Genomic DNA, 21,172 nt, shown 5'->3' on the forward strand with positions numbered 1-21,172 from the left:
AGCTGCTCGTGCGATACGAGAAACTCGATCGCAGCTTCCTCGCGCTCAACCACATCGCCGCAGCGATCATCGCGTTCCGCAAGGTGCCGCTGACAATAAACATTATTTACGGATAGGCTCTTAGCCGATCTCGACCGTCCAACGGCAGGCACTGCCCGGCGCGGGTCGCGGCAGCGCCAGTGCCCCCATGCGGTAGGCGTGGGGGCGCCGCTGGGCGGCGATCTCCTGGCCGGCCTCGTCACGCACACGCTCGACCCCATGGCCGCGCTCACCCACGCGGTAGGTCAGCTCGAAGCGCAGGTCGGCCAGCGTCAGCTGCACGGTGAGGCCGTCAAGCACCGAAGGCATGACGGGGTCGATGACCAGCGATTCATGCTCCAGCCGCAGGCCGAGCAGCGAGCCGATCACCAGGCCCAGCGCGATGCCGGGGCCGCTGGAGTAAATGCGCCAGCCGCCGTCCAGCGCGACCTCGCCCGCCAGCACGCGGCCGTACTCGGCCTGGGCGACATAACGGTCGGCAAAGGCGGCATCCGAGCTGGAGTAGTAGCAGTTGGACTGGCGCGGGCTGGCGCTGGGCACGCGCTCGGTCAGCGCAATCGGATGGGCCAGCGTCAGCGCCTGCAGGAAGGCTTGCGCCTGCCCGAGGTGGGCCAGCATCTGCGCATAACGCAGATGGGCATGCATGTACATGATGCCGATCTCGCGGCCGAAGAAGCTGCTCGTCTCGGCGCGCTGGAAGAAGCGCGACGGCCCGCCGCGGTAGGGCAGCGGCGCGTCGAACAGGCGGGCGCCGTCGGGGCCCTTCAGGTGCTGCTCGATGAGCTCGGCCTGCAGGCGTGCCTGCGCGGGCGTGAAGAGGCTGTCGAGCACGGCGTGCATCATCGGCAGCAGGCTGTAGCGCAGGCCGGTACGGGTGTCGCGCGGGTGGATCCACAGCTCGCGTTCGCCCTGCTCGGGGAAGTTGACGGGAAACAGCGCGTAGCCGGTGACGACGTCGTCCTGCACCAGCAGGCGCTGGAACTCGGCGCGCACGCTGGCCGCCTCGGCGACGAGGCCGGCGGCTTGGTCGGCGCGGCCGATGCGGGCGAAGGCGGTGGCTAGCGTGTGCAGCATCTGGTGGTGCAGCGTGACCGTCCAGGCGCTGCACATGCGCTCGCGCAGGGCCGGGTCAGTGGGCTGCAGCGAGTCGTTCCAGTCGCCATGCCAGTAGGCGGCCAGGCCGGTGCCGGACACGACGCGCTGGCGGATCAACGCGAGGGCTTGCTCGACGTGCGCGGCCAGCGTGACGGCCTCGCCGTCGTGGAAGGCCACCACCTCGTCAAGCAGCGCGGCGTCACCCGACGCGATGAGGTATTGGGCCAACCCCAGCAGCGGCCAGAAGACGATGTCGCCATGCGAGTCGCCCGCGCGGATGCCGCGCTCGCGCTCAAAGAACATGAACCACTGCGGCCAGTCGCCGTCGGGGTTCTGCGCCGCGAAGACGCGCAGCAGCAGGTCGCGCACGGGGGCGGGCTGGCCCAGCGCCAGCAGCATCTCCAGCGGGCCCTGGCAGACGTCACGCGTGCCCCAGCCGCCACCCGAATACTGCTCCAGCCCGCGCGGCGACAGGTAGTGCACAAGGGCGTTGTGGGCGTACCAGGGCAGGATGTCGCGCAGCTGTGAAAGCGCCGGGTGCGCGAGCTGCCACTGCGGCAGCGCCAGCGGCTGAGGCGCGGGTGGCGCGGCTTGCAGCAACTCGCCGCGCAGCGTCATCTGCACGGCCGTGGCGGGCGCGAAGTCGAGCACCAGCAACGGTTCGCCGCGACCGACGCCGTCGTCATAGAGCCTGCCGTCGTCGCCGACGATGGCGAGGCCGGGCGCGGTGATGACGAAGGCACCGTCAGGGAATCGTTCCGCCAGGCCGCTGCCCTCGGGTGGCGTGATGCGCAGGCGCTCGCCGCTGTGCACCCAGGCGGGCTTGAGCGGCTCGGCGCCGTCATCGCCGCCCAGAGCAAGGTTCAGGCTGGCGCGCACGCGCAGCGGGGCGCCTTGCAGCACGCGCAGCGAGAAGTTCATCGCATCGGCTGCCGCGCCGGCCTGGGCCGTGACCTCGATGAGACCGGCCGCGTGGGCGTAGAGCCAGCGGCAGCGCTGCGGCTGCATCTCGAAGGCCGAGGGCAGCCCCAGCAGCTGCCAGTCAGCGTTGTCTTGCTGCACGAACAGCCGCAGGCCGGCGGTGCGGAACAACCCAAGCAAGCTGCGCTGGGTGGACAGCAGGCGGTTGATGCTGACGTGGCCCTGGGTGAGCATGGAATGAAAGACGCCGCCCATCCAGCAGGTGGACGTGAGCGCGCCTTCGTCGGGCAGCAGGTGATCGCCGCTGCGCAGGATGTGGCCGTGCGGCCGCTGCACGAGCAGCTCCTTGGCGCGCAGCACGACGTGGCTGGCCTCGGCGCAGAAGAAGCTCAGCAGTTGGCCGTCCTGCCATTCCTCGTGGCGGTGCTCGCCGGTGAAGAGCAAGCGGCGGGACGCGGCGTCGAGGTCCAGGCTGGCGAGCTGCGGCGCGCTGGCGAACAGGCTGGCGGCGGGCGGCAGGCCGGGCATGTCCACAGGCGCAGCGGCCTGCGCCTCGGGCAGGGCCAGCAGCGCGGGCAGGCGGGCGAGGTCGGCATCGCCGCTGGCCTCGGGGTGGTGGGCCTGCAGCGTCAGAAAGAAGCCGGCTGCGGCCCTGGCGCCGGGCGCGAGGGCGATGGGTTCGTCCTGCAGCGCGACGACGGCGTGCTCGTGCTGTAGACGCTGGCCGGGCAAGCCGGCCGTCAACGCGGGCGGCGACAGGCCTTCGCGGGCGGCATGGCCCCAGACCTGTGCGGCGTCGGTGGCGAACGATTCAGCGCGGCGCAGCGAGCCGGCCAGCAGCCACGGGAATTGCCCCGCCTGCGCCTGGTTCTGGCGCACCGCCAGCAGCACGCCGTGCATCGCGTGCTGCAGCGGCTGCAGGTCGAGGTAGTGGCTGACGTAGAACTCGTTGGTGCGCACCGCGCCGTAGTCGGCCAGGCCCACGTCATGCACGAGGACGGGCGCGATCTCGCAGGCGGCGGCACCCGTGTTCTCGGCCAGCAGATGCCAGAACAGCGTGGCCTCGTCGGCCGCCAGGCGCAGCTGCAGGCGCAGGGCCAGGCCTTGCCAGGTGCCGCGCATCTCGAAGGCGCCCTCCTCCGCGTGGACGCTCAGCGGCGACTGCGGGCCGAGCAGCGGCACCGCTTGCCAGTCGGCATCGCCGTCACGGCGGCGCAGCCAGACGTTCGCCGGCCCGCCTTCCAGCTCGTTGCCCGGGAAGAGGTTGAGCATCAGCCCCGGCGCGAGCATCAGCCGGCGCAGCGCGCCGTGGGACAGCAGCTCGGCTTCTAGGCCGGCCTGGTTGCGGATCAGGTGAGACGTCATAAGAGAACACAGCCACAGAGGCACGCAGACACAGAGGGACCTTCATCCCGCTGCCTCTGCGCCTCTGTGCCTCTGTGGCTTTGTTTGGTTTTCACTTCAGGTCTGGCGTTGAGACAGCAGCCAGGGCAGCAGATCGGGGTCTTGGTAGGCCGGTGTCCAGGAGTCGTGGCCGACGCCCGGGTAGATGGTCAGCGACGCCTTGCCGCCCGCGGCGCGCAGGGCTTCGACGCAGGCGACGTGCGGGGCCAGCGCGACGGCGGCGTCCTGCTCGCCGTGATAGGCGCGCACCGGCACGTCGCGCATGGCGCTCACCTTGGCGGGGTCGCCGTAGCCGCACACCGGCGCGATGGCCGCCAGGTCGCGCGGGTAGGCGGTGGCCCAGCTCCACACGCCATAGCCACCGAGGCTGAGGCCGGTGGCGGTGCAGCGCTGCGCGTCCACATTCAGCCGCGCCTTGAGCGTGCCGAGCAGCTTGTGCAGACGCTCGGGGTCCCAACGGCGGCCGTCTTCCAATTGCGGGCTGATGAGGATGCAGGGGTAAGGCACGCCGCGCGCCACCCACATCGGCGGGCCGTGCACCTTGACCTTGTCCAGGTCGGTGCCACGCTCGCCTGAGCCGTGCAGGAAGACCAGCAGCGGCCAGGGCTGGCTGCGCTGCGCGTACTCCGGCGGCAGCCAGACCCAGAAGCGTTGGCCTTCCAGCTCCCAGGCACGCTGCTCGCCGGCGGCCAGGCCGTCAGGCACGGTCGGCGGCAAAGCGGCGCAGGCGTTCAGCAGCGCAGGCGACGTCAACAGCAGATGGCGGCGGCTCAGCGTCATGGGGCGGTCTCCAGTTGGATGGTCGTGGCGCCGGCCGGCAGCGGTAATTCGCGGCCCTGCCAGGCCAGCTGCTGGGACTCGACGTTAGCGCGCGGCAGCAGCCCCGTGCCCGGCCAGGCGAGGCGCAGGTCGCCGGGCAGGCGCTCGGGGCGGCGGTCGACGTGCAGCGTCCAGCCGCCATTGGCACGCTTGAGCAGGCGGTAGTCGAGGCGGCCCCAGGCGGTGGACATGCCGGTCACGCCGATGTCGCCGGCCGCGCGCCAGGCGGGCGAGATGCCCGCGCCGAGCACGAGGCTGCCGGTCGACTCACGCTCATAGGCGAGCAGGTCCAGCGCGGCGCGAAGGTAGTCCGACGAGATCCAGGCATGCGGCATGTCGCCGAGGAACTGCACCCTGCGCGCGTCGGGCAGCACCACCTCGGCCCACTGGTTCCAGCCCGCCGGGCGCTGGTGAGTGAAGAACCAGGCCAGCAGGCGGTGCGCGTCGTCCACTCGACCTAAGCGCACCAGCGCGCTGACATTGCGCAGCTCGTAGGGCGTGTAGTCCTTCCAGGCCTTGGTGCCGGTGATGCGGGCGTCGGCCTCGGCCAAATAGCGGTCGAAGGTGCCGCGCAGCAGTTCGGGCGGCAGCTTGTTCTCGGCCTGGGCGGGGTTGAGCGCCATCGTCGTGGACGTGGCATCGAAGTCACCCCGGTCGGCGGCGCCGGCGATGTGGTCGAGCTTGTAGTGCTGCGCCGTTGCCACGATGGACGCGGTCAGGTCGGCCTCGAACTCGTCTCGCGACACGGCCCAGCGGACGGCGTTGGCGGTGTCGCCCAGAGCCTGCGCGATCTGCACGGCATCCTTGTAGCCGCGCAGCGCCCAGAAATCGTCCCAGTAGGAGTAGGCCGGCTTGTCGCTGTAGCCCTCGTGGCTGATCGAGGGCGGCATCAAACCGAAGAACCTTGTGTCAGCACCGGGCTTGCGCTCGCTCTGGCGCAGGGCCTCCAGCCACGCCACCACCTTCTGCACCTTGGGCCAGTGGCGCTCCAGCAGCGCGCGGTCCTGCTGTCCTTGGTTTGAATGGCGCCACAGCTCGGCCACGGCGAACAGGTACTGGCCGTGGCTGTCGTTCTCGACGACGGGGTCGGCGCCGCGCTGGTCGACGCAGCAGGGCACCTTGCCGGATTCGAAGATGTAGCCCCCGAACCAGTCGACGAACTCCTGCGCCGCCTTCGTCTCGCCCATGCGCACGAGGCCGGCCACCATCATGGCGCCGTCGCGCACCCAGGAGCGGGCGTAGGAGCGCGTGCCGGGCCGCAGCGCGGGGCCGTCGCGGGACATGAGGATCTGCGCCAACGCGCTGCGCATCGTGTCGACGACGGGCTGGGCCTGGGGCGGCAGGCGCAGCTCCAGCGCGCCGAGGCGGTCGCGCCATTGCGCGGCGGCCAGGGCGAAGCGGGTATCGAGCGGCACGGTGTCGCCGGTGCCGGTCATCCAGCCGAGGCGGCGCGATTCACCGGCGGGGATGTCCAGGTCGAAGCGCATCAAGGTCGACGGCAGCGTGTCCACATCGAGCAGGTGGGTGAGCGGCGGTGCCTGCAGCAGCGTGGCCAGGCCGGGGCCGCTGCTCCAGGGCGAGGCGCGCACTTCGGTGGGCGTCTCGCTCGGCTGGATGCTCACGCCCGTCGCGGTGAGGGCGCCGTTGGCCCAGTTGACGGAAGCCAACGGGCTGATGCCCCCCGGGGTCGACAAGAACTGCTGCGGCGGGTTGACCTGCCAGGGGCGCAGCGCCAGCAGCAGCGAGTAGTGCTGCGGCTTGGCGGTCGGGTTGCGCAGCGTGTAGCGGGCGAGCAGCTTGGGGTCCTTGGCCGGGCCGTCGGCGGCGGCTTCGACGCGCAGCTCGACCTCGGCATGCCGCCACTGCACGACGGGCAGCGCGTGCTCGACGAGGCTGTGCTCGGCGCGCGCCTGGGCCCAGGTGACGAGGCGCCCATCGGCCTCGGGGGAGCGCCGGGCCGCCCCAAGCCCCCCGTCCCCCCTCGGGGGGAAGGCCGGGTGCAACCCGGCCCCGGGGGCACCAATCAGCACGGCGGGCTCGATGCTGGGGCCGCCGCGCGACAGCTCGATGGCGCCGTCTTCACTGACGAGGCCCGAGCGCTGCGCGCCGCCGTCGACGCCGACGACGGTCCAGTAGTTCTGTTCGCCGAGGAAGGCGCGTGGCAGTTCGCCCCTCGGCAAGGCCTTGGCGGTCTCGGCCACGGCGGCGTTGCGGTCGGGCCATTGCGCGGCGTCACGCAGCTCGACCTCGGGCGGCTTCTTGCCCTCGTAGCGCACGCGCAGCCAGCGCCATTCCTGTTCGCCGAGAAACATGGCGCGGCCGGGGCGTGCCGACAGCAGCTTCCAGCGCCGGTTGTCGTCGGATACCTCAATCCGCGTGGCCGCGCCGCTGGCGAACCACAGGCCGTTGAACTCGCGCAGCCGCTGAAAGTCCAGCGTCACCTCGCCGCCGCCGAGCTTGCGGCGCGGCTCGGGCCAGGTGGCGGGTGCTGGTTCGCGCGGGTCAAGGTTCAGTGCGCCGACGCACAAGGCCCCTGCCCCACCGCCGCCCTGCTGCCCGGCAACGACGACGAATTCGATGAACTGGCTGCGCTTGAGCACGCGGTCTTCGGTCGGGCCCCAGGCGAAGGCGATGTGGCGGCGCTTGAAGGTCTGGTCGGTGAGCGTGCCGGGCAGGTCAAAAGCCGGCCGGTTGACCCACCAGACGTTGTCGCCGCTGGCGTCGACGAGCTTGATCTGCAGGTCGTTGCTGCTGGTGCTGCCTTTGAGCTGGGTGGTGAGGGCGAAGTCGGCGGGCCAGTCCAGCGGCAGTTCGCGGCGCAGCACGGCGTAGCCGGAGACGCCGGAGAAGTCGTAGTCGAGGCAGAGGCTGTCGTCGCGGACGTCACGGCGGACGGTCGCCTTCACCTGGTCGGAGGCGGTGGCCTTCCAGGGGGTGGCGTCCTTCATGTCGTCGAGGACAGCAGCGTGGGCTGCAGCACACGCGGCAATGGCGAATGTGATCAGGAAGCGCTGGATGGACTTCATGGCTGTGGCTTGGTGGCGAGGCCCATGCCGGGATTTGCCTTCGGCGAAACCTTCGGTTTTCGCCCCGGCGGGCGACTCACTTTGGCTTCGCCGAAACCTTCGGTTTTCTGGGCCGCCAGAAAGTAACCAAAGAGCTCCCCCCTGGCCGCCCCGCCCCTTCGGGGTTCCCTGCGCTGCTCAGTCCTTGAGGGCCCGCGCAAAACTCCCTTCGCTACGCTGCGGTCAGACAGTTGCGCGGAGTCAGCTCTTGAAGTGCGCTTCGCGCACGCCCTCAAGGCCTTCCGCTGCTCGGCGGGGCTAAAAGGGGGCATGCAGAAATGCATCCGCCACCCGGACTTCGGGTTTGGCTGTTGGCTGTTCGGCTGTTCCCTCACCCCCCTTTGGAGGAGCCGAGAAGCGCAGGAGCCCGGGGCGCGAGCGGAGCGAGCATCAAGCTCTGACTTCGCGCCGCCTGTTTGAGCAGAGCGTAGCGACGCGAGTTCGGCGCGGCCCCGGGTTTCGAGCATCGCAGGGGACCCCGTAGCGCAGCGAAGGGGCGACGGAACAGGGGCGACTTTTTGCCTTCTTTTTGGTCGCTCAAAAAGAAGGTCGCCCGCCGGGGCGAACTCCCGGCTGGGCCTAGCCATCAAGACAGCGCACCGAGAAAGCATCACGCCACTTTCTTCAAGCGCGGATCGAGCGCATCCCGCAACCCGTCACCCATCAGATTGATGGACAGCACCGTCACAAGAATAGTCAGCCCTGGCAACGTCACCACCCAAGGCGCCCGCGTGATGTAGTCGCGCGCTGCCGACAGCATCGTGCCCCACTCCGGCGTCGGCGCCTGCACGCCCAGGCCCAGAAAGCCCAGCCCAGCCGTCTCCAGAATCGCCGACGAAAACGACAACGTCGCATTGACGATCAACGGCGCCATGCAGTTGGGCAGCACCGTGATGAACATCAGCCGCCACACGCCCGCGCCCGCCACGCGGCTCGCGGTCACGTAGTCGCGCCCGATCTCCGACAGCGCCGCGGCGCGTGTCAGCCGCACATAGCCGGGCAGCGCGCCGATCGCAATCGCGATGACCGTGTTGACGAGGCCGGGCCCGAGGATGGTGATGACGCAGATGGCCAGCAGCAGCGCCGGCAGCGCCAGCACGACGTCCATCACCCGCATGATGGCCGGCGACAGGAAACGCTGGAAGAACGCCGCCAGCAGGCCCAGCAGCACGCCCGGCAGCAGCGACATGAGCACGGACGCCAGGCCGATGCCCAGCGACACCCGGCCGCCATGCAGCAGCCGGCTCAGCATGTCGCGGCCCAACTCGTCGGTGCCGAGCAGAAAGCGCGCGTTGCCGCCCTCGGCCCAGATCGGCGGCGTCAGCATGAAGTCGCGGTACTGCTCGATGGGGTCGTGCGGCGCGATCAGCGGAGCGAACAGGCTGGACACGGCGATCAGCGCGAAGACGATCAACGCGACGAAGGCACCACGGTTGGCCGTGAAGCCGAGCCAGAACTCGCGCAGCGGGCCGGGCGGGTCAATGGCCTTGTCGAAAACGGCGCTCATGCGGCACTGCCTTCCCACAACTTGCGGGCGAAGCGACTCAGGTGCGGGTCGGTGCGGTCCAGCGGCAGTTCGTCTCGGTGGAACCAGCGCACGCCGGCGAACTCGCTGTCGTCGTAGCTCAGCGCTTGCGACGACGAGGCGTTCAGCACGTACCAGAGCGACACATCCCAATGGCCGGCGGTGTGGCCCACGGTTTCCGTGCAGGTGATCATCAGGGGCGCTTGCAGGTCGTGCGCGGGCGCGATGCCCAGCTCCTCCTGCAACTCGCGAACGACCGTGCTGCGCGGGTGTTCGTCGGGCTCGACATGGCCACCGGTCGGCAGCCAGCGCTGGGCGTTGCGGTGGTCCACCAGCAAGACGAGCGGGCCATCCACGAGGACGAAGTAGGACACGAGATGGCGCGGCGGCGTGGCGGGCTTGGCAACGCGGCACAGCTGGGCGCCGGAGTCCACCCAGGCCAAGGCTTCGGCGCGGTGGGTGGCCTCGATGTCGTCGGCCGGGCGGATGCTCTCGATCTCGGCACGGATGGCCACGCGCAGGGTGGACATCTGCATCAATGCCCCCCACCCCGAATCCGCGGATTCACCACGCCGTACAGCACGTCCACGATCAGGTTCACGCCGATGAAGGTCAGCGCCGAAATCAGGATGCCCGCCTGCACGACCGGATAGTCGCGCCGCCCGATGGAGTCGATCAGCCATTTGCCGATGCCCGGCCACGAGAAGATCGTCTCGGTCAGCACGGCGCCGGCGAGCAGGCTGCCCGTCTGCAGGCCCACCACCGTCAGCACCGGGATCAGCGCGTTGCGCAGCGCATGCACGACGACCACGCGCGTCGGCGACAGGCCCTTGGCGCGCGCCGTGCGCACGTAGTCTTCACGTAGCACTTCGAGCATCGACGAGCGCGTCATCCGCGCCACCACCGCCAGCGTGCTCGTGCCCAGCACCAGCGCCGGCAGGATCAGATGCATCAGCGCCGACTTGAACGCGCCTTCCTCGCTGGACAGCGCCGCGTCGATGAGCATGAAGCCGGTCACGCGTTCGGGGTCGAACTCGATGCCGATGCGGCCGGACACCGGCGTCCAGCCCAGGTTGACGGAGAAGAACATGATGAGGATCAGCCCCCACCAGAACACCGGCATCGAGTAGCCCACCGTGGCCAGGCCCATGACGCCCTGGTCCAGTAGCGAGCCCCGCTTGAGCCCCGCGCTGACGCCCAGCAGCAACCCCAGGCCGACGGCGAAGACGAGCGCCGCCGTGGCCAGCTCCACCGTCGCCGGGAACAGCGCCTTGAACTCCTTGCTCACCGGCTCGCGGCTCACCAGGCTCTGCCCCAGGTCGCCGTGCAGCAGCTTGCCGACGTAGTCTGCGTATTGCACCGGCAGCGGCTGGTCCAGCCCCATGCGCTTGACGAGCACGGCGTGGGCCTCGGGGTCGAGCCGGCGCTCGCCCATCATGACCTCGATGGGGTCGCCGGGCACGAGGCGGATCAGGCCGAACGCGACCAGCGTGATGCCGATCAGTGTCGGCACCAGGGTTGCGAGTCGCTTGAGCAGAAAGCCCAGCATCACCAGCGCGAGGTGTAGGGGCGGACTTCGCCCTCGGCGGCGCCGGCCACGCGCATCGCGCTCGGCGTGGATGCCACCTCGATGAGCGCGGCGGTCTCGGCATCGACAGCGCCGGAGATGTCGCGCGGCCGGTACTTCATCTGGAAGGTGGCGACGACTTCCTTGGTCGGCACATCCATCTGCCCCGAGCGCGACACGTTGTAGCCGATGCGCGCCAGCCTCTCCTGAAGCCAGCCCACCTCGCGCGGCGCCACCTCGTGCTCCAGCATCTTCACCATCACCAGCGGGCCGTCCGGCCAGGGGATCAAGCCCGCGTCGGCGAGCTGCTTCCACGGGAAGTTGGGGCCCGGGTCCTGCTTGCGGCCGGGCGCGATGTCGGCGTGGCCGATGATGCGCTCGGGCTTGACGTTATGGCGCTGCTGGATGTCGCGCACCAGCGCGATGACCTCGTCGATCTGGGCCTGCGGGAAGGGCGCGTAGACGCGGCCGGCGGGTGTGTCCACAAAGCCCGCGTTGACGATCTCGATGCCGATGGAGGCCGAGTTCAGGTTGGTGTTGCCGGCCCAGTAGCTCAGGCCGGCATGCCAGGCGCGGCGGTTCTCGTCGACGAGGGCGTAGCTGGCGACGGGGTTGTCGCGCACCAGGTAGTGGGCCGATACCTGGCCGCCCGTCGTCAGCACCTTGAGCGACTTCTCCCAGTCGATGACGGTGTAGTGCAGCACGATGTAGAGCGCGCGGCTGTCCTGGTTCTGCGAGGTGTAGCTGCGGTCGATGCGCGGCGGGCGCACGACGATGGAAGCCGCGGGCTGAGCCGTGGCTGCGGTCACCGGCGCGGCGGCTGTTGGCGGCGGGGTGACGCTGGCGCAGGCGCTGAGCAGCAGGGCCAGGGCGGCGGCGATGAGGGCAGTGGGCTTCATGCGAGAACGAGCGTGGCCAAGCCCGGATTGTTGCAGTGCACACGGCCACGCCGTTCGCGGGTGTGCCCGCAGCCGCCATGCCCGCTGGTGCTGCGGGTATGCCGGCAGGTGATGGGCGAGCTTCGAGCGGGTATCGTTGGGCGTCGGCCGGCGCCGCAACGGGGAATGTCGCGATGAATCGTTGGTTGCTGCTGTTGGCCTTGGCCTGCGGGCCGGCGCAGGCCCAGAACGTGGGCGCGCCGTCTCTGCACGATCCTGCCGATTCCCGTGATACCTACGGGCGCGCCTGGTATTCGCAGCAGATCAGCTACGAAGCTGCCTTCGAGCGCGGAACGACGTTGAATGCCGAGGCCCGCGAATCGCTGGCGCAGTACCTCGACGGCGCACGGAGGTTGTTCAAGACCGACTCGGTCTGCGCGAGTCATGAGGCCGAGGTCGTTGACCGCGAGGCCCGACGGCTGGCCTATCTGCGTTGGTGGCTGGGGCTGCAGGCCGTGCGCCTGGTCGCTGCCAAGCGCAGCGGCTACTCCTCAACTGCCGCTGACACGATGCAAGGCCAAACGGTGATCCGGTTGTGGCTGGAGCCTTGCAGCCCGTGAAATGGCGTCACGGAATGGGCGGCAGCTCCGGCGCGCTCAGGCCTTCGAACGGGTTGGCCCAAGCCGGCAGCGCCAGCAATCGTGCATGCCAGGCGTCCAGCGCCGGGTAATCGCCCAGCGGCAGGCGCGCCACGTCGTTGTAGGGCAGGAAGACGCTCATGCGGAAGTCGGCATAGCTCAGGCCGCTGGCCAGCAGCCAGTCCTGCTTGCTCAGGTGAGCGTCGAGGATGGATGCCGTGTGATGGAAGCGCTCCAAACCTCGGGCCACGGTGCCTTCGTCCAGCGCGCCGAGGCCGTAGCGCAGCTTGGTGCCGCGCTCGAAATGCACCATGTCGCAGGCGTGCATGAAGTTGTCGCGGCTCCAGCTGACCCATCGGATCATGTCTGGCAGCTCGGGCCCGCTGCGCCAGAAGTCTGACCCCACCAGTTGCGACAACCGGCAGGCGATGGCGTCGGCCTCGAACAGCGAGCCGCCGTCTGCCTCGGCCAGGATGGGCAGGCGCAGCGAGGGGTTGAGCGGGCGGAACCTGACGTCCTCGCCCGGCACCAGCGGCGCGGCCCATTCGTAGGTCACCGGCGCCGCCAGGTGCTTGGCCACGGCCACGGCCAGGCGCGGGTTGGGGTTGCGGGAGAAGTAGAGGGTGGGCTGCATGGGCGTTGAGTGGCGAGACGACCTGGGCGCAGAGTGTCGCGCCGACGCCGGTATGCTGTCGCGGTGGCTTGGGGCAGTGCTGCGGTCGGAGAGAGGCCAGGATGAAGCAGGTGGGACGCAGACAGCAGCCGGGTGCGCGGCAGACCGACGTGGCGCAGGGGCTCCGCGACACCGAGCGCGTCACCGCCACGACGGTGGCGCTCGCTCTGGGCCGCTGCCCGCTGCCCAAGGGCGTGCGCCGCTTCAAGAGTCATGAGGCCGCCAATGAATGGCAGGCCCGCCACCTGGCCGTCTTCATGCGGGACCTGGCCCGCCAACGCGGCCATGGATGAGTTTTCGCGCGCGGCCACGGTCGACGACCTCAAGCGCTTGGTGGCCTCGCTGGACGCACATGGCGTGCCCTATTTGCTGATCGGGGGCTACGCCTTGGCTGCGCTGGGTTATGCGCGCGCCACGATCGACATCGACCTGCTCGTGCCGGCCAACGCAGCCACTGGCGCCCTCGTGCGCGAGGCCCTGCTGGTGCTGCCAGACCAGGCCGCCAAGGACATCGACCCCGCCTGGTTTGACGAAGGCGACAACATCCGCGTGGGCGACGAGATCACGGTCGACGTGATGCTCAATGCCAACGGCCAGACGTACGAAACCTTGCTTCCCTACGCTCGCATCGTCGACCTGGACGGCACGCCCATCCGCACGGTCAGCCTCGAAGGCCTGGCGCTCACCAAGCGCACCTTGCGGGCCAAGGATCTGGCGGACCTGGCCGTCATCGAGCGGGCGCTTGCCGAATTGAAGCGCCCCGGCGCTTGAGGCAGCGAAACGCAGCTGCCCCTCAACGTCGCCGCGCCGGTGGCTTGCGTGCCGGCTTGGCATTCACCTCGGCGGCGGCCTGCAGCGGCGCCAGCGCCGCCAGCGTGTCGAGCTGGGTCAACAGGCGCTGCAGGTAGTCGGGCGACAAGCCTTGCAGCTGCTGCAGCGCGCGGCTCACCAGCACCTGGCTGTTCAGCGGGCCCAGGTGCTCGGGCACCGGCGCGCTGACCTCGGCCATGCGACGGGTCAGGCGCAGCGCGCTCCAGGTGCTGCGGTGGGCGTTCACGCTGCGCAGCTCGGGGCCGGTGGCTTGGAGTTGGGCGACGAGCTCGGTCAGCGGGCTGGGCGGCCTGGCAGCCGGTCGGGCGGCCAGCGCCGTCGGCGCGGCTTCGGCGCGCTGTTTGAGCTTGGCCACCAGCCGCTCGCGCAAGGCGCCAGGTGCCAGGGCGGAAGCCCGCCGGGCCAGGCCTTCCAGCACGCGCAATCGCACCGGGTCCGCCTCGGCAAGCGCCTGCACCCAGCCGAGTGGGTCGGCCAGCGCGCCCATCGTCACGGCGCGGAAGCCGCCGCGCGGCGCGGCCGGGGCGTGGGGGCAATCTCCACACGGCGGTTCAGCGCGCGGCCGGCCGCCTCGTCGTTGGACGCCACGGGCTGCTGCGGCCCGAAGGCGGCAGCGAAAACGGCATCGGGCGGCAAGCCCTCGGCCATCAGCGCGCGGGCCACGTTCAGCGCTCGCTGGGCCGACAGCTCCCAGTTGTCCGCAAACTTGGGCGCGCCCTTGCCTGTGATCAGGCCACGGTCATCGGTGAAGCCGCTCACCATCAGGATCTCGTCGCGTTGCGCGAGGTAGGTGCGCAGCGGCACGGCCAGGCTCTTGATCAGGGCGCGGCCGTCGGCGTGGAGCTGGTCCGCGCCCGTGGCGAACAGCACCGCGCCGCTGATGCCGATGCGGCCTTCCACCAGCGTGATGCGCCCGTCCGCCAGCGGCCCGGCCAGCGCACGCTCCAGCGCCTCGCGGCGGGCCTGTTCGGCCTGGCGCTGCTGCACCTCGGCTTCGAGCTTGTTGGCCAGGTCCAGCTGGCCCACCAGCGCGGCGGCCAGCACCAGCACGAAGGCGCCGAGCACGCCGGCCATCAGGTCGCCGAAAGCGGCCCAGGCGGGCGCGCTTAGACCGTCAACATAGCCTTCCTGCTCCATGTCGAGCTGGTCATCCATGCGCGGCCGCCGTCGTCTGCAGCGCGTCCAGCACCTGCTTTTGCGAGCCCAGGCACAGGTCGATCACTTCGCGCGCCTGGGCGACGTAGTAGCCCAGCTGCTCGTCGCTGCGTGTCATCGCTTGGCCCAAGCGCTCCTCCAGCGCGGCCAGGTGCTGCACCAGTTGCGCGTTGGCGCCCTGGAACTGTTCCACCGCCGCGCCAAAGCCCTCGCCCATGCTGCCCATCTCGGCGGCGCTGGCGGCGATGGTGGTGGCGGCCTCGGCCAGCGCCTGCCCGGTGGCGTCGGCCTGCGCGGTGAAGCGCTGGCCCAGGGCTTCGAGCTGGTTGGCGGAGCTGCCCACCAGCGTGTCGACCTGGGACGCCGCGCCCGCCAGCAGCGCGTCGATGGCCGCGCGCTGCTCGCCGGCCGCCTGTTGCAGCGACGCCAGCAGCGTCGACACGGTCTGCATCAGCTCCGCGCGCTCGGCCAGCGCGGCGCGGTCCTGGGCCTGGCTCTGCGCCAACTGCTCGCGCAGTGCGGCCACCACCTCGACAGCGGCGCGCGGCGCTTCGCCAGCGGCCTTCAGCAGCGCGCCGGCCTCGGTCAGCGTGGTCTGCGCCTGGGCATCGTTCTGGGCGACGAGGTCGCGCGTATGCCGCAGCAGGCCGTCGGCGAGCTGTTGCTGCTGCGCCAACTGAGCGGCGCCTGCGGCCTGTAGCTCGGTGCGCCAGGCGGCCAGGCGTTCGGCATCGTGGCTGGCGTGGGCCGATTGCAGCTGGCCGTTGGCGGCGGCCAGCGCGGCGATGGCGGCTTGCGTTTGCGTGCCAAACCGGTCGGTCAGTTCGGCCAGCGCGTCCTGCGCGCGTTGGCCGCTGGCGGCCAGCAATTGCTGCGCAGCGTCGCGCTGGGCCGCCAGCAGCGTCTCGTTGGCGGCGCGTTGCTCGGTCAGCGCCAAGCCTTCAGCGCGGGCTTCGGCACGGTGCTGGGCATCGAGCTCGGCCTGCATGGCCGCGTGGCGGGTCTGCGTGTCGGCGATGCGGTCGAGCAAGTCCTTGGTCTGCGCCGCAAAACCGGTGGTCAGCTCGGTCAAGGCGTTCTGGGCGCGGGCGCCGCTGTCGGCCAGCAGCTGCTGCGCGGCCTCGCGCTGGGCGGCCAGCAGTTGCTCGTTGGCAGCGCGTTGCCGGGCCAGGGCCTCGGCTTCGCCCAGCACGTCGGCACGGCGTTGGGCGTCCTGTTCGGCCTGCGCCGCCTGCTGGCGGGCTTGCGCCTCGGCCACGCGGTCCAGCAGCGTTTGCGTCTGCGCGGCAAAGTGGTCGGCGGTCTCGGCGATGGTCTGTTGGGCGGCAGCGCGTTGCTCGGCCAGCGCGTCGACCTGGCTGCGCAGCGCATCGGCGCGGGCGGCATCGGCCTGGGCCTGCGCGGCGAGCAGGGCCTGCACCTCGGCGGCCCAGCGGTCGCTCAGTCGTTCGACGGCCTGCTGCGAGGCGGCGCCCGTGTCGGCCAGCAGCTGCAGCGCGGCCTCGCGTTGCCGCTCCAGTCCCTCGGCCTGAGTGCGGGCGGCGGTTTCACCCTGCTGCGCAACTTGCGCGACTCCCGCTTCGAAACGGGCCCCGAGCGCCGTGAGCTGCTCGCCCACCTGCGTGCCCACGCGCTCGTGCAGCGCGGCGGCTTCGCGGGCAATGCCGGCCATCGCGGCCTCGGCAGCGGGCTGGATCGCAGCACCCGCCAGGCGCGCGCTCTCGGCCAGGCTGGTGCGCAGCGTCGTGTCCACGCTGATCGCCAGCGCCGTGTAGGCCTTGTGGGTCTCGCCGTGGAACTGGCTGTTCTGCGTGGCCAGCTGGTCGGCCATCGCTTGCGCGAACTTCTGCAGTTGGGCGACGAGTTCCTGCTGGTGGGTGCGCGCGGCTTCGGTCGCCGCCACCTCGGCCGCTTGCAGCTCGATGGCGCGGCGGTGCGCGGCCGTCAGCGGTCGGAAGCGGCCGAGCAGGGCCGCGTCCAGCCGGCCAACCACCGCAGCGCGCTCGCGGCGGGCCAGGGCCACCATCAGGCACAGCATGGCCGACCCCGTCACGCCCGCCACGCTGGCGCTGAAGGCCAGGCCCAGACCCTGCACCGGCGCACCCAGCGCGTTGCGTAGCGCGGCGAGGTCGGCTGTCTGGCCCAGTGCGCTGGCCGTGCTGCTCAGCGTGATGACCAGACCGATGAAAGTGCCCAGCATGCCCAGCAGCACCAGCAGCCCGGCCAGCGCCGGGGCCAGCGCCAGGCCGGGCACGGCCACGCGAATGCCGTCCAGGCGTTGTTGCACGGCGGCGCGCAGCGTGGCGGGCACGGTGGCGACCCAGCCGTCGGTGGGCTCGACGGCCAGCGCCGCGTCCAGCTCGCGGCCAGCGCGGCGAAAGGCGTTCAGCTCCAGCACGCCCAGCACGAAAAAGGCGGCGATCAGCAGCGTCATCGCCAGCGCCACCGGGTGGTGGCGGGCGGCGGCCAGCGCGGCGCCGGCAATGCCCGCGAGGCCGGCCGCAAGGGCGAGGGGGTAGAGGGCGTTCAGGAAACGGTTCATCAGGGGGCGTCGTCATGCAAGGCTTCAATCAAGCCTTGCACCGGTTGAAGTCGGAGGTCCAGCTCGGCCCGCAGCGCGCGCTGCAGGTCGGCCCAGAAGCGTTGGCGCCAGCGGCGTGGGTCGGCGGCGTGGTGGGCTTGCGCGCGGCGGGTCAGCAGCGCCGGCAGGCCGGTGAGGGCCTGACGCTCCTGCATGACGACGGCGCGCTCGAACACCGCGTCCAGTTGCGCCAGGTGCGCCAGCGGGCCGGACGCCGCGGCGAGCCGCGTGCGCAGCCGCTCGCGCAGCGTGGCGACGCGGGCGGCCATGCTGCGCTGCTGCTGGGTGTGGTGCAGGCGGTAGGGCGCCAGCAGGTCGGCCAGCGGCACGCCTTCGGGCGCGGGCTCGGCGGCGTCCTGCGCCAGCAGCGCGTCGTCGAAGGCGCTGCTCAGGTCGGCTTGAAGGCGGTCCAGCGCGGCGGCGGCCCAGTCCTGGGCTTCCTGGCGGGCGGCAGCATCAGTGACGCTTGCGGGCGCCGTGGCCAGCAGCTGCGACAGCCCGATGGCCTCCGCCCAGCCCAGCCAGCCACCCAGCCGCTCGGCCACAGGCGCCGTGCGCACCGGCGCCACGCCCCATTGCAGCAGCAACCGGGCCAGGGGCTCGGCCGCGAGGGGCTGCGATGGGGCTGCTTGCATCGGTGTCGCCGCGCCTTGTGGACGCGCGAGGAAAAAGGGCGAGAGTTTAGTGAACGCCGATCCGCAGGGCCATGCGGCGTGCCCGGGCGGCGCCCGGCGCAGAATCCTTCGACCCCCCAGCCATGACGCCGCGAATGCCCGCTCCCACCTCTTTAGACGCCGACATCACCCTGCGCAACCACTGCAGCCGCTGGCTGAACGGCCACCGACCGCTGCGTTCGATGCGCGAGTCCCTGCTGGCACTGGCCGAGGTGCCGGAGGCCGCCTTGCCGCTGGACGTCTACGGCCAGGGCCAGGCCCTGCAGGCGCTGGAGGCCGAGGTGGGCGCGCTGTTAGGCAAGCCGGCCGCGCGCTTCATGCACAAGGGCGTGGCGGCGCAACTGGCGGCCTTGCGCGTGCATTGCGGCGACGGCGACGGCCCGGTGACGCTGCACCCGCAGAGCCACATCGCCGTCGACGAGGCCGAGGCGTTCGAGAAGCTGCTGGGCCTGCGCGGCCTGCGCATCGGCCGGGCGGACGCGCCCTTCGACATCGAGCATCTGGCGGCGCAGCCCCAGCATCCGGCTGTTGTCGTCGTCGAGCTGCCGTTGCGCCGCGCCGGCTACCGCCTGCCCACCTGGGAAGACCTGGTCAACATCAGCAGTTGGTGCCGCGCCGCGCGCGTGCCGCTGCACTTCGACGGCGCCCGTCTCTGGGAGGCCTCCGCCCATTACGGCCGCCCGCTGGCCGAGATCGCTGAGCTGGCCGACTCGGTCTACGTGTCCTTCTACAAGGGCCTGGGCGGCCTCGCGGGCTGCGTGCTGGCGGGCAGCGAGACCTTCATCGCCGCTACCGCCCCTTGGCAATCGCGCCTGGCCGGCAACGTCTTCACGCTGCACCCCTTCGTGCTGAGCGCGCTGCAGGGTCTGCGCACGCAGCTGCCGCGCATGCCCGAGTACCGCGAGCGCGCTCAGTCGCTAGCTGCCGCGCTGGGCGCGGTGCCCGGCTGGCGCGTGGCGCCCGAGGTGCCGCAGGTCAATGCCTTCCAGCTGCACCTGCCCTTGGCGCCCGACCGGCTGCGCGAGGCCCTGTTGGGCGTGGCCCGGGGCGATGGCTTCTGGCTGGGCGCGCGGGCGGTGGCCTCACACCTCGTCGAAGGCGGCGCGATGGTGGAGGTCGTCATCGGTGACGCGGCCGGGGGTTGGCTGGACGGCGAAGCGCTCGACGCGCTGCGGCGCGCGGTGGCGTTGGCGGCGGGTTGATCAGCCCGGCGGGCCGTTGACGAAGGCGGTCACGTCGTCCAGCACCGGCACCAGCCAGCGCAGCGGCGCACCGAAGGCGCCGATCATCGTCATGTGGCTGGCGCGCTCGTAGAACTTCAGCGTCACCGGCACGCCCAGCGACTGCAGCTTCGTGGCCAGGGCCTGGGTGTTGCGCTGCGGGTTCACGAGCTTGTCACTCGTGGCGGCGCCCAGGAAGCTGCGCGGCGCGCCTCGGCTGGCGTGCTCCAGCGGCTGCGTGCCGGGCGGGTAGTCGGGGTGGAAGAACACCGGCTTGGCGTCGGGGTTCTCGATGGGCAGGAAGTCGTAGGGCCCGGCCAGGCCGATGAAGCCGGCCAGTTCGCGCGGCGAGCGGCCGGCGGCCTTCAGCCAGCGCGGGTCCAGCGCCAGCATCGCGGCGTTGTAGGCGCCGGCGCTGTGGCCCATGACGAACACCCGCTGCGGGTTGCCGCCCAGGCGGTCGGCATGGGTCAGCGCCCAGGCGACCGCCGTGGCGCTGTCTTTCAAGAACTCCGGGTAGCGCACCTCGGGGTAGAGGCGGTAGTCGGCCACCATCGTCAGGATGCCGCGCGAGGCGAGCGCCTCGCCAACGAAGGCGAAGTCGGCGCGCTCACCACGGGTCCAGGAGCCGCCGTAAAAGAACACCACCACCGGCCAGCCGCCACGCGGCGCGGCGCGGCGCGGCCGGTACACGTCCACCAACTGGCGTTCACCAGGGCCGTAGGACGCGCCCTGGCTCACCGTGTGCGTGTTGCTTGATGCCAGCGCGTTCAGCACCTGCGTCGGCGCCCAGAACACCAGCCCGCCCGCCAGTGCGATCGCGGCGAGCAAGGCCACGCCAAGCTTGGGCAGAGTCATGTTTGACTTACGCCGCGCGAGCCGCGCTGGATGCTGGCCACAAAAGCAATCGGCCGCCAGGGCATGCCGTGGCGACCGATTGGGGGCCCGATGAAGTTGAGTTCAAAGGGCTGAACGAGGCGAAGGGCTTGAAAGGCCGTGGGGCCTTACCTACGACCGGAACCACCGCCGCTGGGCGGTGGGCCGGAGCGGCGCTCCAGGTGGCGGAAGGTGATGCGGCCCTTGCTCAAGTCATAGGGCGACATTTCCAACGACACGTTGTCGCCGGCCAGGATGCGGATGTGATGCTTGCGCATCTTGCCGCCGGTGTAGGCGATGACCTGGTGGCCATTCGTCAGCGTCACACGAAAACGCGAGTCGGGCAGGACTTCGTGGACAACGCCCTGCATTTCGATCAGTTCTTCTTTGGCCAAGTGTTGGGCTCCGTTGCGGAAAATTAGACGGGAGGCCGTGCACGAGGCCGTGCCGGCGACGAATGCGGCCATTCAAGGCCGCGCGTTGTCAGTGGCAATTTGCCCAGGCCAGACCTTCGGCCCGCGCATAGCGCAAGGCTGCCTTCGGACTGACAAAGCTCGGCGTGAATTGCATCACACGATCGACGCTGGCCATACCCTGGCCGGACCGGATTGAGACGACGGCATGAAAGCCGCCATCGTTGCCAGCCTGCGTCATGGGAGAGACGACGTAGCGTCCCACTTCTAGGTTCTTGTTGTTGTTCTTGTACATCTTCTTGTTCTTGGTATGGGTCGTGCCACGGCGACCGCAAGGGGTCGCCGTGAGCTGGGCGCGCGTGGGCGCCCAGTTCGCTCAAAGTGAGCGAATGTTCGAAGCCTGCAGACCCTTGGGGCCTTGCTTGGTTTCGAACTCAACCTTGGCGCCTTCGGCCAGCGAGCGGAAGCCGCCGGCGTTCTTGATTTCGCTGTGGTGGGCGAAGAGGTCCTTGCCGCCGCCGTCAGGCGTGATGAAGCCGAAGCCCTTGCCGTCGTCGAACCACTTCACGGTGCCGATTTCTGTCGTCATGATGTTTCCTTGGAAAATTGGAATAGAGAAGAACTCCGCCGGCAACATCGCCATGCGGAGACAGAAACACTCAAGAACACTCACCGGGAGTTGCTGAAGCGAGCCGCTCGCGAGAACGGGCCAGGGGATGGCCAGCGGGGCTGCAGATAAGACCTTGAGAAAACGGTCTTGTGCGAATCTATCCCGCCATTTTACACACCAACAGCAAC

Annotated in this window: 20 protein-coding genes and 1 pseudogene; 5 read left to right on the forward strand and 16 right to left on the reverse strand. The window is 70.4% G+C overall.

The genetic code is table 11. The annotated features are described in order from the left end of the window. Positions 1-116, forward strand: a pseudogene (locus ABIS05_RS13080) (IS5/IS1182 family transposase); the annotation flags it as partial. Positions 117-120: 4 nt separating this feature from the next. Here the strand turns inward: ABIS05_RS13080 and ABIS05_RS13085 are convergent. The 7 genes from ABIS05_RS13085 to ABIS05_RS13115 form a co-directional block, all read right to left on the reverse strand. Continuing rightward, positions 121-3,420 carry a GH36-type glycosyl hydrolase domain-containing protein gene (locus tag ABIS05_RS13085; RefSeq protein WP_348013562.1) on the reverse strand — a complete coding sequence of 1,100 codons (3,300 nt, stop codon included), beginning with the start codon at positions 3,418-3,420 and terminating at the stop codon, positions 121-123. Between the two features lie 96 nt (positions 3,421-3,516). After that, entirely contained in the window at positions 3,517-4,239 is a 723-nt protein-coding gene (locus ABIS05_RS13090) for an alpha/beta hydrolase-fold protein (protein WP_348013563.1), read from the reverse strand. Continuing rightward, positions 4,236-7,304 carry a hypothetical protein gene (locus ABIS05_RS13095; protein WP_348013564.1) on the reverse strand — a complete coding sequence of 1,023 codons (3,069 nt, stop codon included), beginning with the start codon at positions 7,302-7,304 and terminating at the stop codon, positions 4,236-4,238. Before ABIS05_RS13095 ends, ABIS05_RS13090 begins: the two co-directional genes overlap by 4 nt. A 649-nt stretch (positions 7,305-7,953) precedes the next feature. Beyond that, positions 7,954-8,850 (reverse strand): ABC transporter permease subunit, encoded by an 897-nt coding sequence (locus ABIS05_RS13100; protein WP_348013565.1) that lies wholly within the window; start codon positions 8,848-8,850, stop codon positions 7,954-7,956. Further along, on the reverse strand, positions 8,847-9,404 hold the full coding sequence (locus tag ABIS05_RS13105) for an NUDIX hydrolase (protein ID WP_348013566.1): 558 nt from the start codon (positions 9,402-9,404) through the stop codon (positions 8,847-8,849). The genes ABIS05_RS13100 and ABIS05_RS13105 overlap by 4 nt, the downstream gene beginning before the upstream one ends. Continuing rightward, positions 9,404-10,417, reverse strand: coding sequence for an ABC transporter permease subunit (locus ABIS05_RS13110; RefSeq protein ID WP_348013627.1), 1,014 nt, complete (start codon positions 10,415-10,417; stop codon positions 9,404-9,406). Before ABIS05_RS13110 ends, ABIS05_RS13105 begins: the two co-directional genes overlap by 1 nt. Continuing rightward, positions 10,417-11,334 carry an N-acetylmuramoyl-L-alanine amidase gene (locus ABIS05_RS13115; protein WP_348013567.1) on the reverse strand — a complete coding sequence of 306 codons (918 nt, stop codon included), beginning with the start codon at positions 11,332-11,334 and terminating at the stop codon, positions 10,417-10,419. Before ABIS05_RS13115 ends, ABIS05_RS13110 begins: the two co-directional genes overlap by 1 nt. Before the next feature lie 173 nt (positions 11,335-11,507). On the opposite strand from ABIS05_RS13115, the gene ABIS05_RS13120 reads away from it, so the two are divergent. Next, positions 11,508-11,933: a hypothetical protein gene (locus tag ABIS05_RS13120; protein ID WP_348013568.1), complete on the forward strand. Its 426-nt coding sequence runs from the start codon at positions 11,508-11,510 to the stop codon at positions 11,931-11,933. 7 nt (positions 11,934-11,940) lie between these two features. On the opposite strand, the gene ABIS05_RS13125 is transcribed toward ABIS05_RS13120, so the two are convergent. Beyond that, positions 11,941-12,585 (reverse strand): glutathione S-transferase family protein, encoded by a 645-nt coding sequence (locus ABIS05_RS13125; RefSeq protein ID WP_348013569.1) that lies wholly within the window; start codon positions 12,583-12,585, stop codon positions 11,941-11,943. A gap of 110 nt (positions 12,586-12,695) precedes the next feature. Here ABIS05_RS13125 and ABIS05_RS13130 point away from each other — a divergent pair, with 110 nt between their 5' ends. Together ABIS05_RS13130 and ABIS05_RS13135 are read left to right on the forward strand one after the other, a co-directional pair. After that, the gene (locus tag ABIS05_RS13130; protein ID WP_348013570.1) at positions 12,696-12,917 is read left to right on the forward strand and encodes a hypothetical protein; all 222 of its coding nucleotides are present in this window, start codon (positions 12,696-12,698) and stop codon (positions 12,915-12,917) included. Continuing rightward, entirely contained in the window at positions 12,910-13,395 is a 486-nt protein-coding gene (locus ABIS05_RS13135) for a nucleotidyl transferase AbiEii/AbiGii toxin family protein (RefSeq protein WP_348013571.1), read from the forward strand. The genes ABIS05_RS13130 and ABIS05_RS13135 overlap by 8 nt, the downstream gene beginning before the upstream one ends. 22 nt (positions 13,396-13,417) lie before the next feature. Here the strand turns inward: ABIS05_RS13135 and ABIS05_RS13140 are convergent, their stop codons facing one another. The 4 genes from ABIS05_RS13140 to ABIS05_RS13155 are packed head-to-tail and all read right to left on the reverse strand — an operon-like array spanning position 13,418 to position 17,826. After that, positions 13,418-13,942, reverse strand: coding sequence for a DUF2894 domain-containing protein (locus ABIS05_RS13140; protein WP_348013628.1), 525 nt, complete (start codon positions 13,940-13,942; stop codon positions 13,418-13,420). A 2-nt stretch (positions 13,943-13,944) separates the two neighbouring features. Then, complete coding sequence (locus ABIS05_RS13145) at positions 13,945-14,610, reverse strand: OmpA family protein (RefSeq protein ID WP_407074894.1); 666 nt, start codon at positions 14,608-14,610, stop codon at positions 13,945-13,947. Then, positions 14,603-17,152 (reverse strand): hypothetical protein, encoded by a 2,550-nt coding sequence (locus ABIS05_RS13150; protein ID WP_348013572.1) that lies wholly within the window; start codon positions 17,150-17,152, stop codon positions 14,603-14,605. The genes ABIS05_RS13145 and ABIS05_RS13150 overlap by 8 nt, the downstream gene beginning before the upstream one ends. Beyond that, positions 17,152-17,826: a DUF3348 family protein gene (locus ABIS05_RS13155; RefSeq protein ID WP_348013573.1), complete on the reverse strand. Its 675-nt coding sequence runs from the start codon at positions 17,824-17,826 to the stop codon at positions 17,152-17,154. The genes ABIS05_RS13150 and ABIS05_RS13155 overlap by 1 nt, the downstream gene beginning before the upstream one ends. Before the next feature lie 134 nt (positions 17,827-17,960). On the opposite strand from ABIS05_RS13155, the gene ABIS05_RS13160 reads away from it, so the two are divergent. Continuing rightward, a complete protein-coding gene (locus ABIS05_RS13160; RefSeq protein ID WP_348013574.1) occupies positions 17,961-19,067 on the forward strand; it encodes a beta-eliminating lyase-related protein in 1,107 nt (368 codons plus the stop codon). Here ABIS05_RS13160 and ABIS05_RS13165 read toward each other — a convergent pair whose 3' ends face one another. From ABIS05_RS13165 to ABIS05_RS13180, 4 genes are all read right to left on the reverse strand, one after another. Beyond that, on the reverse strand, positions 19,068-19,943 hold the full coding sequence (locus ABIS05_RS13165; RefSeq protein ID WP_348013575.1) for an alpha/beta hydrolase: 876 nt from the start codon (positions 19,941-19,943) through the stop codon (positions 19,068-19,070). It lies immediately after the preceding gene. Positions 19,944-20,089: 146 nt separating this feature from the next. Continuing rightward, entirely contained in the window at positions 20,090-20,356 is a 267-nt protein-coding gene (infA, locus tag ABIS05_RS13170; protein ID WP_348013576.1) for a translation initiation factor IF-1, read from the reverse strand. A gap of 88 nt (positions 20,357-20,444) precedes the next feature. Next, the gene (locus tag ABIS05_RS13175; RefSeq protein WP_348013577.1) at positions 20,445-20,669 is read right to left on the reverse strand and encodes a hypothetical protein; all 225 of its coding nucleotides are present in this window, start codon (positions 20,667-20,669) and stop codon (positions 20,445-20,447) included. Between the two features lie 81 nt (positions 20,670-20,750). After that, positions 20,751-20,963, reverse strand: a complete 213-nt coding sequence (locus tag ABIS05_RS13180) for a cold-shock protein (protein WP_348013578.1) — start codon at positions 20,961-20,963, stop codon at positions 20,751-20,753. Positions 20,964-21,172 lie beyond the last annotated feature (209 nt).

The sequence above is a fragment of the Roseateles sp. genome (genome assembly GCF_039929605.1).
Taxonomy (GTDB): Bacteria; Pseudomonadota; Gammaproteobacteria; order Burkholderiales; family Burkholderiaceae_C; genus Pelomonas.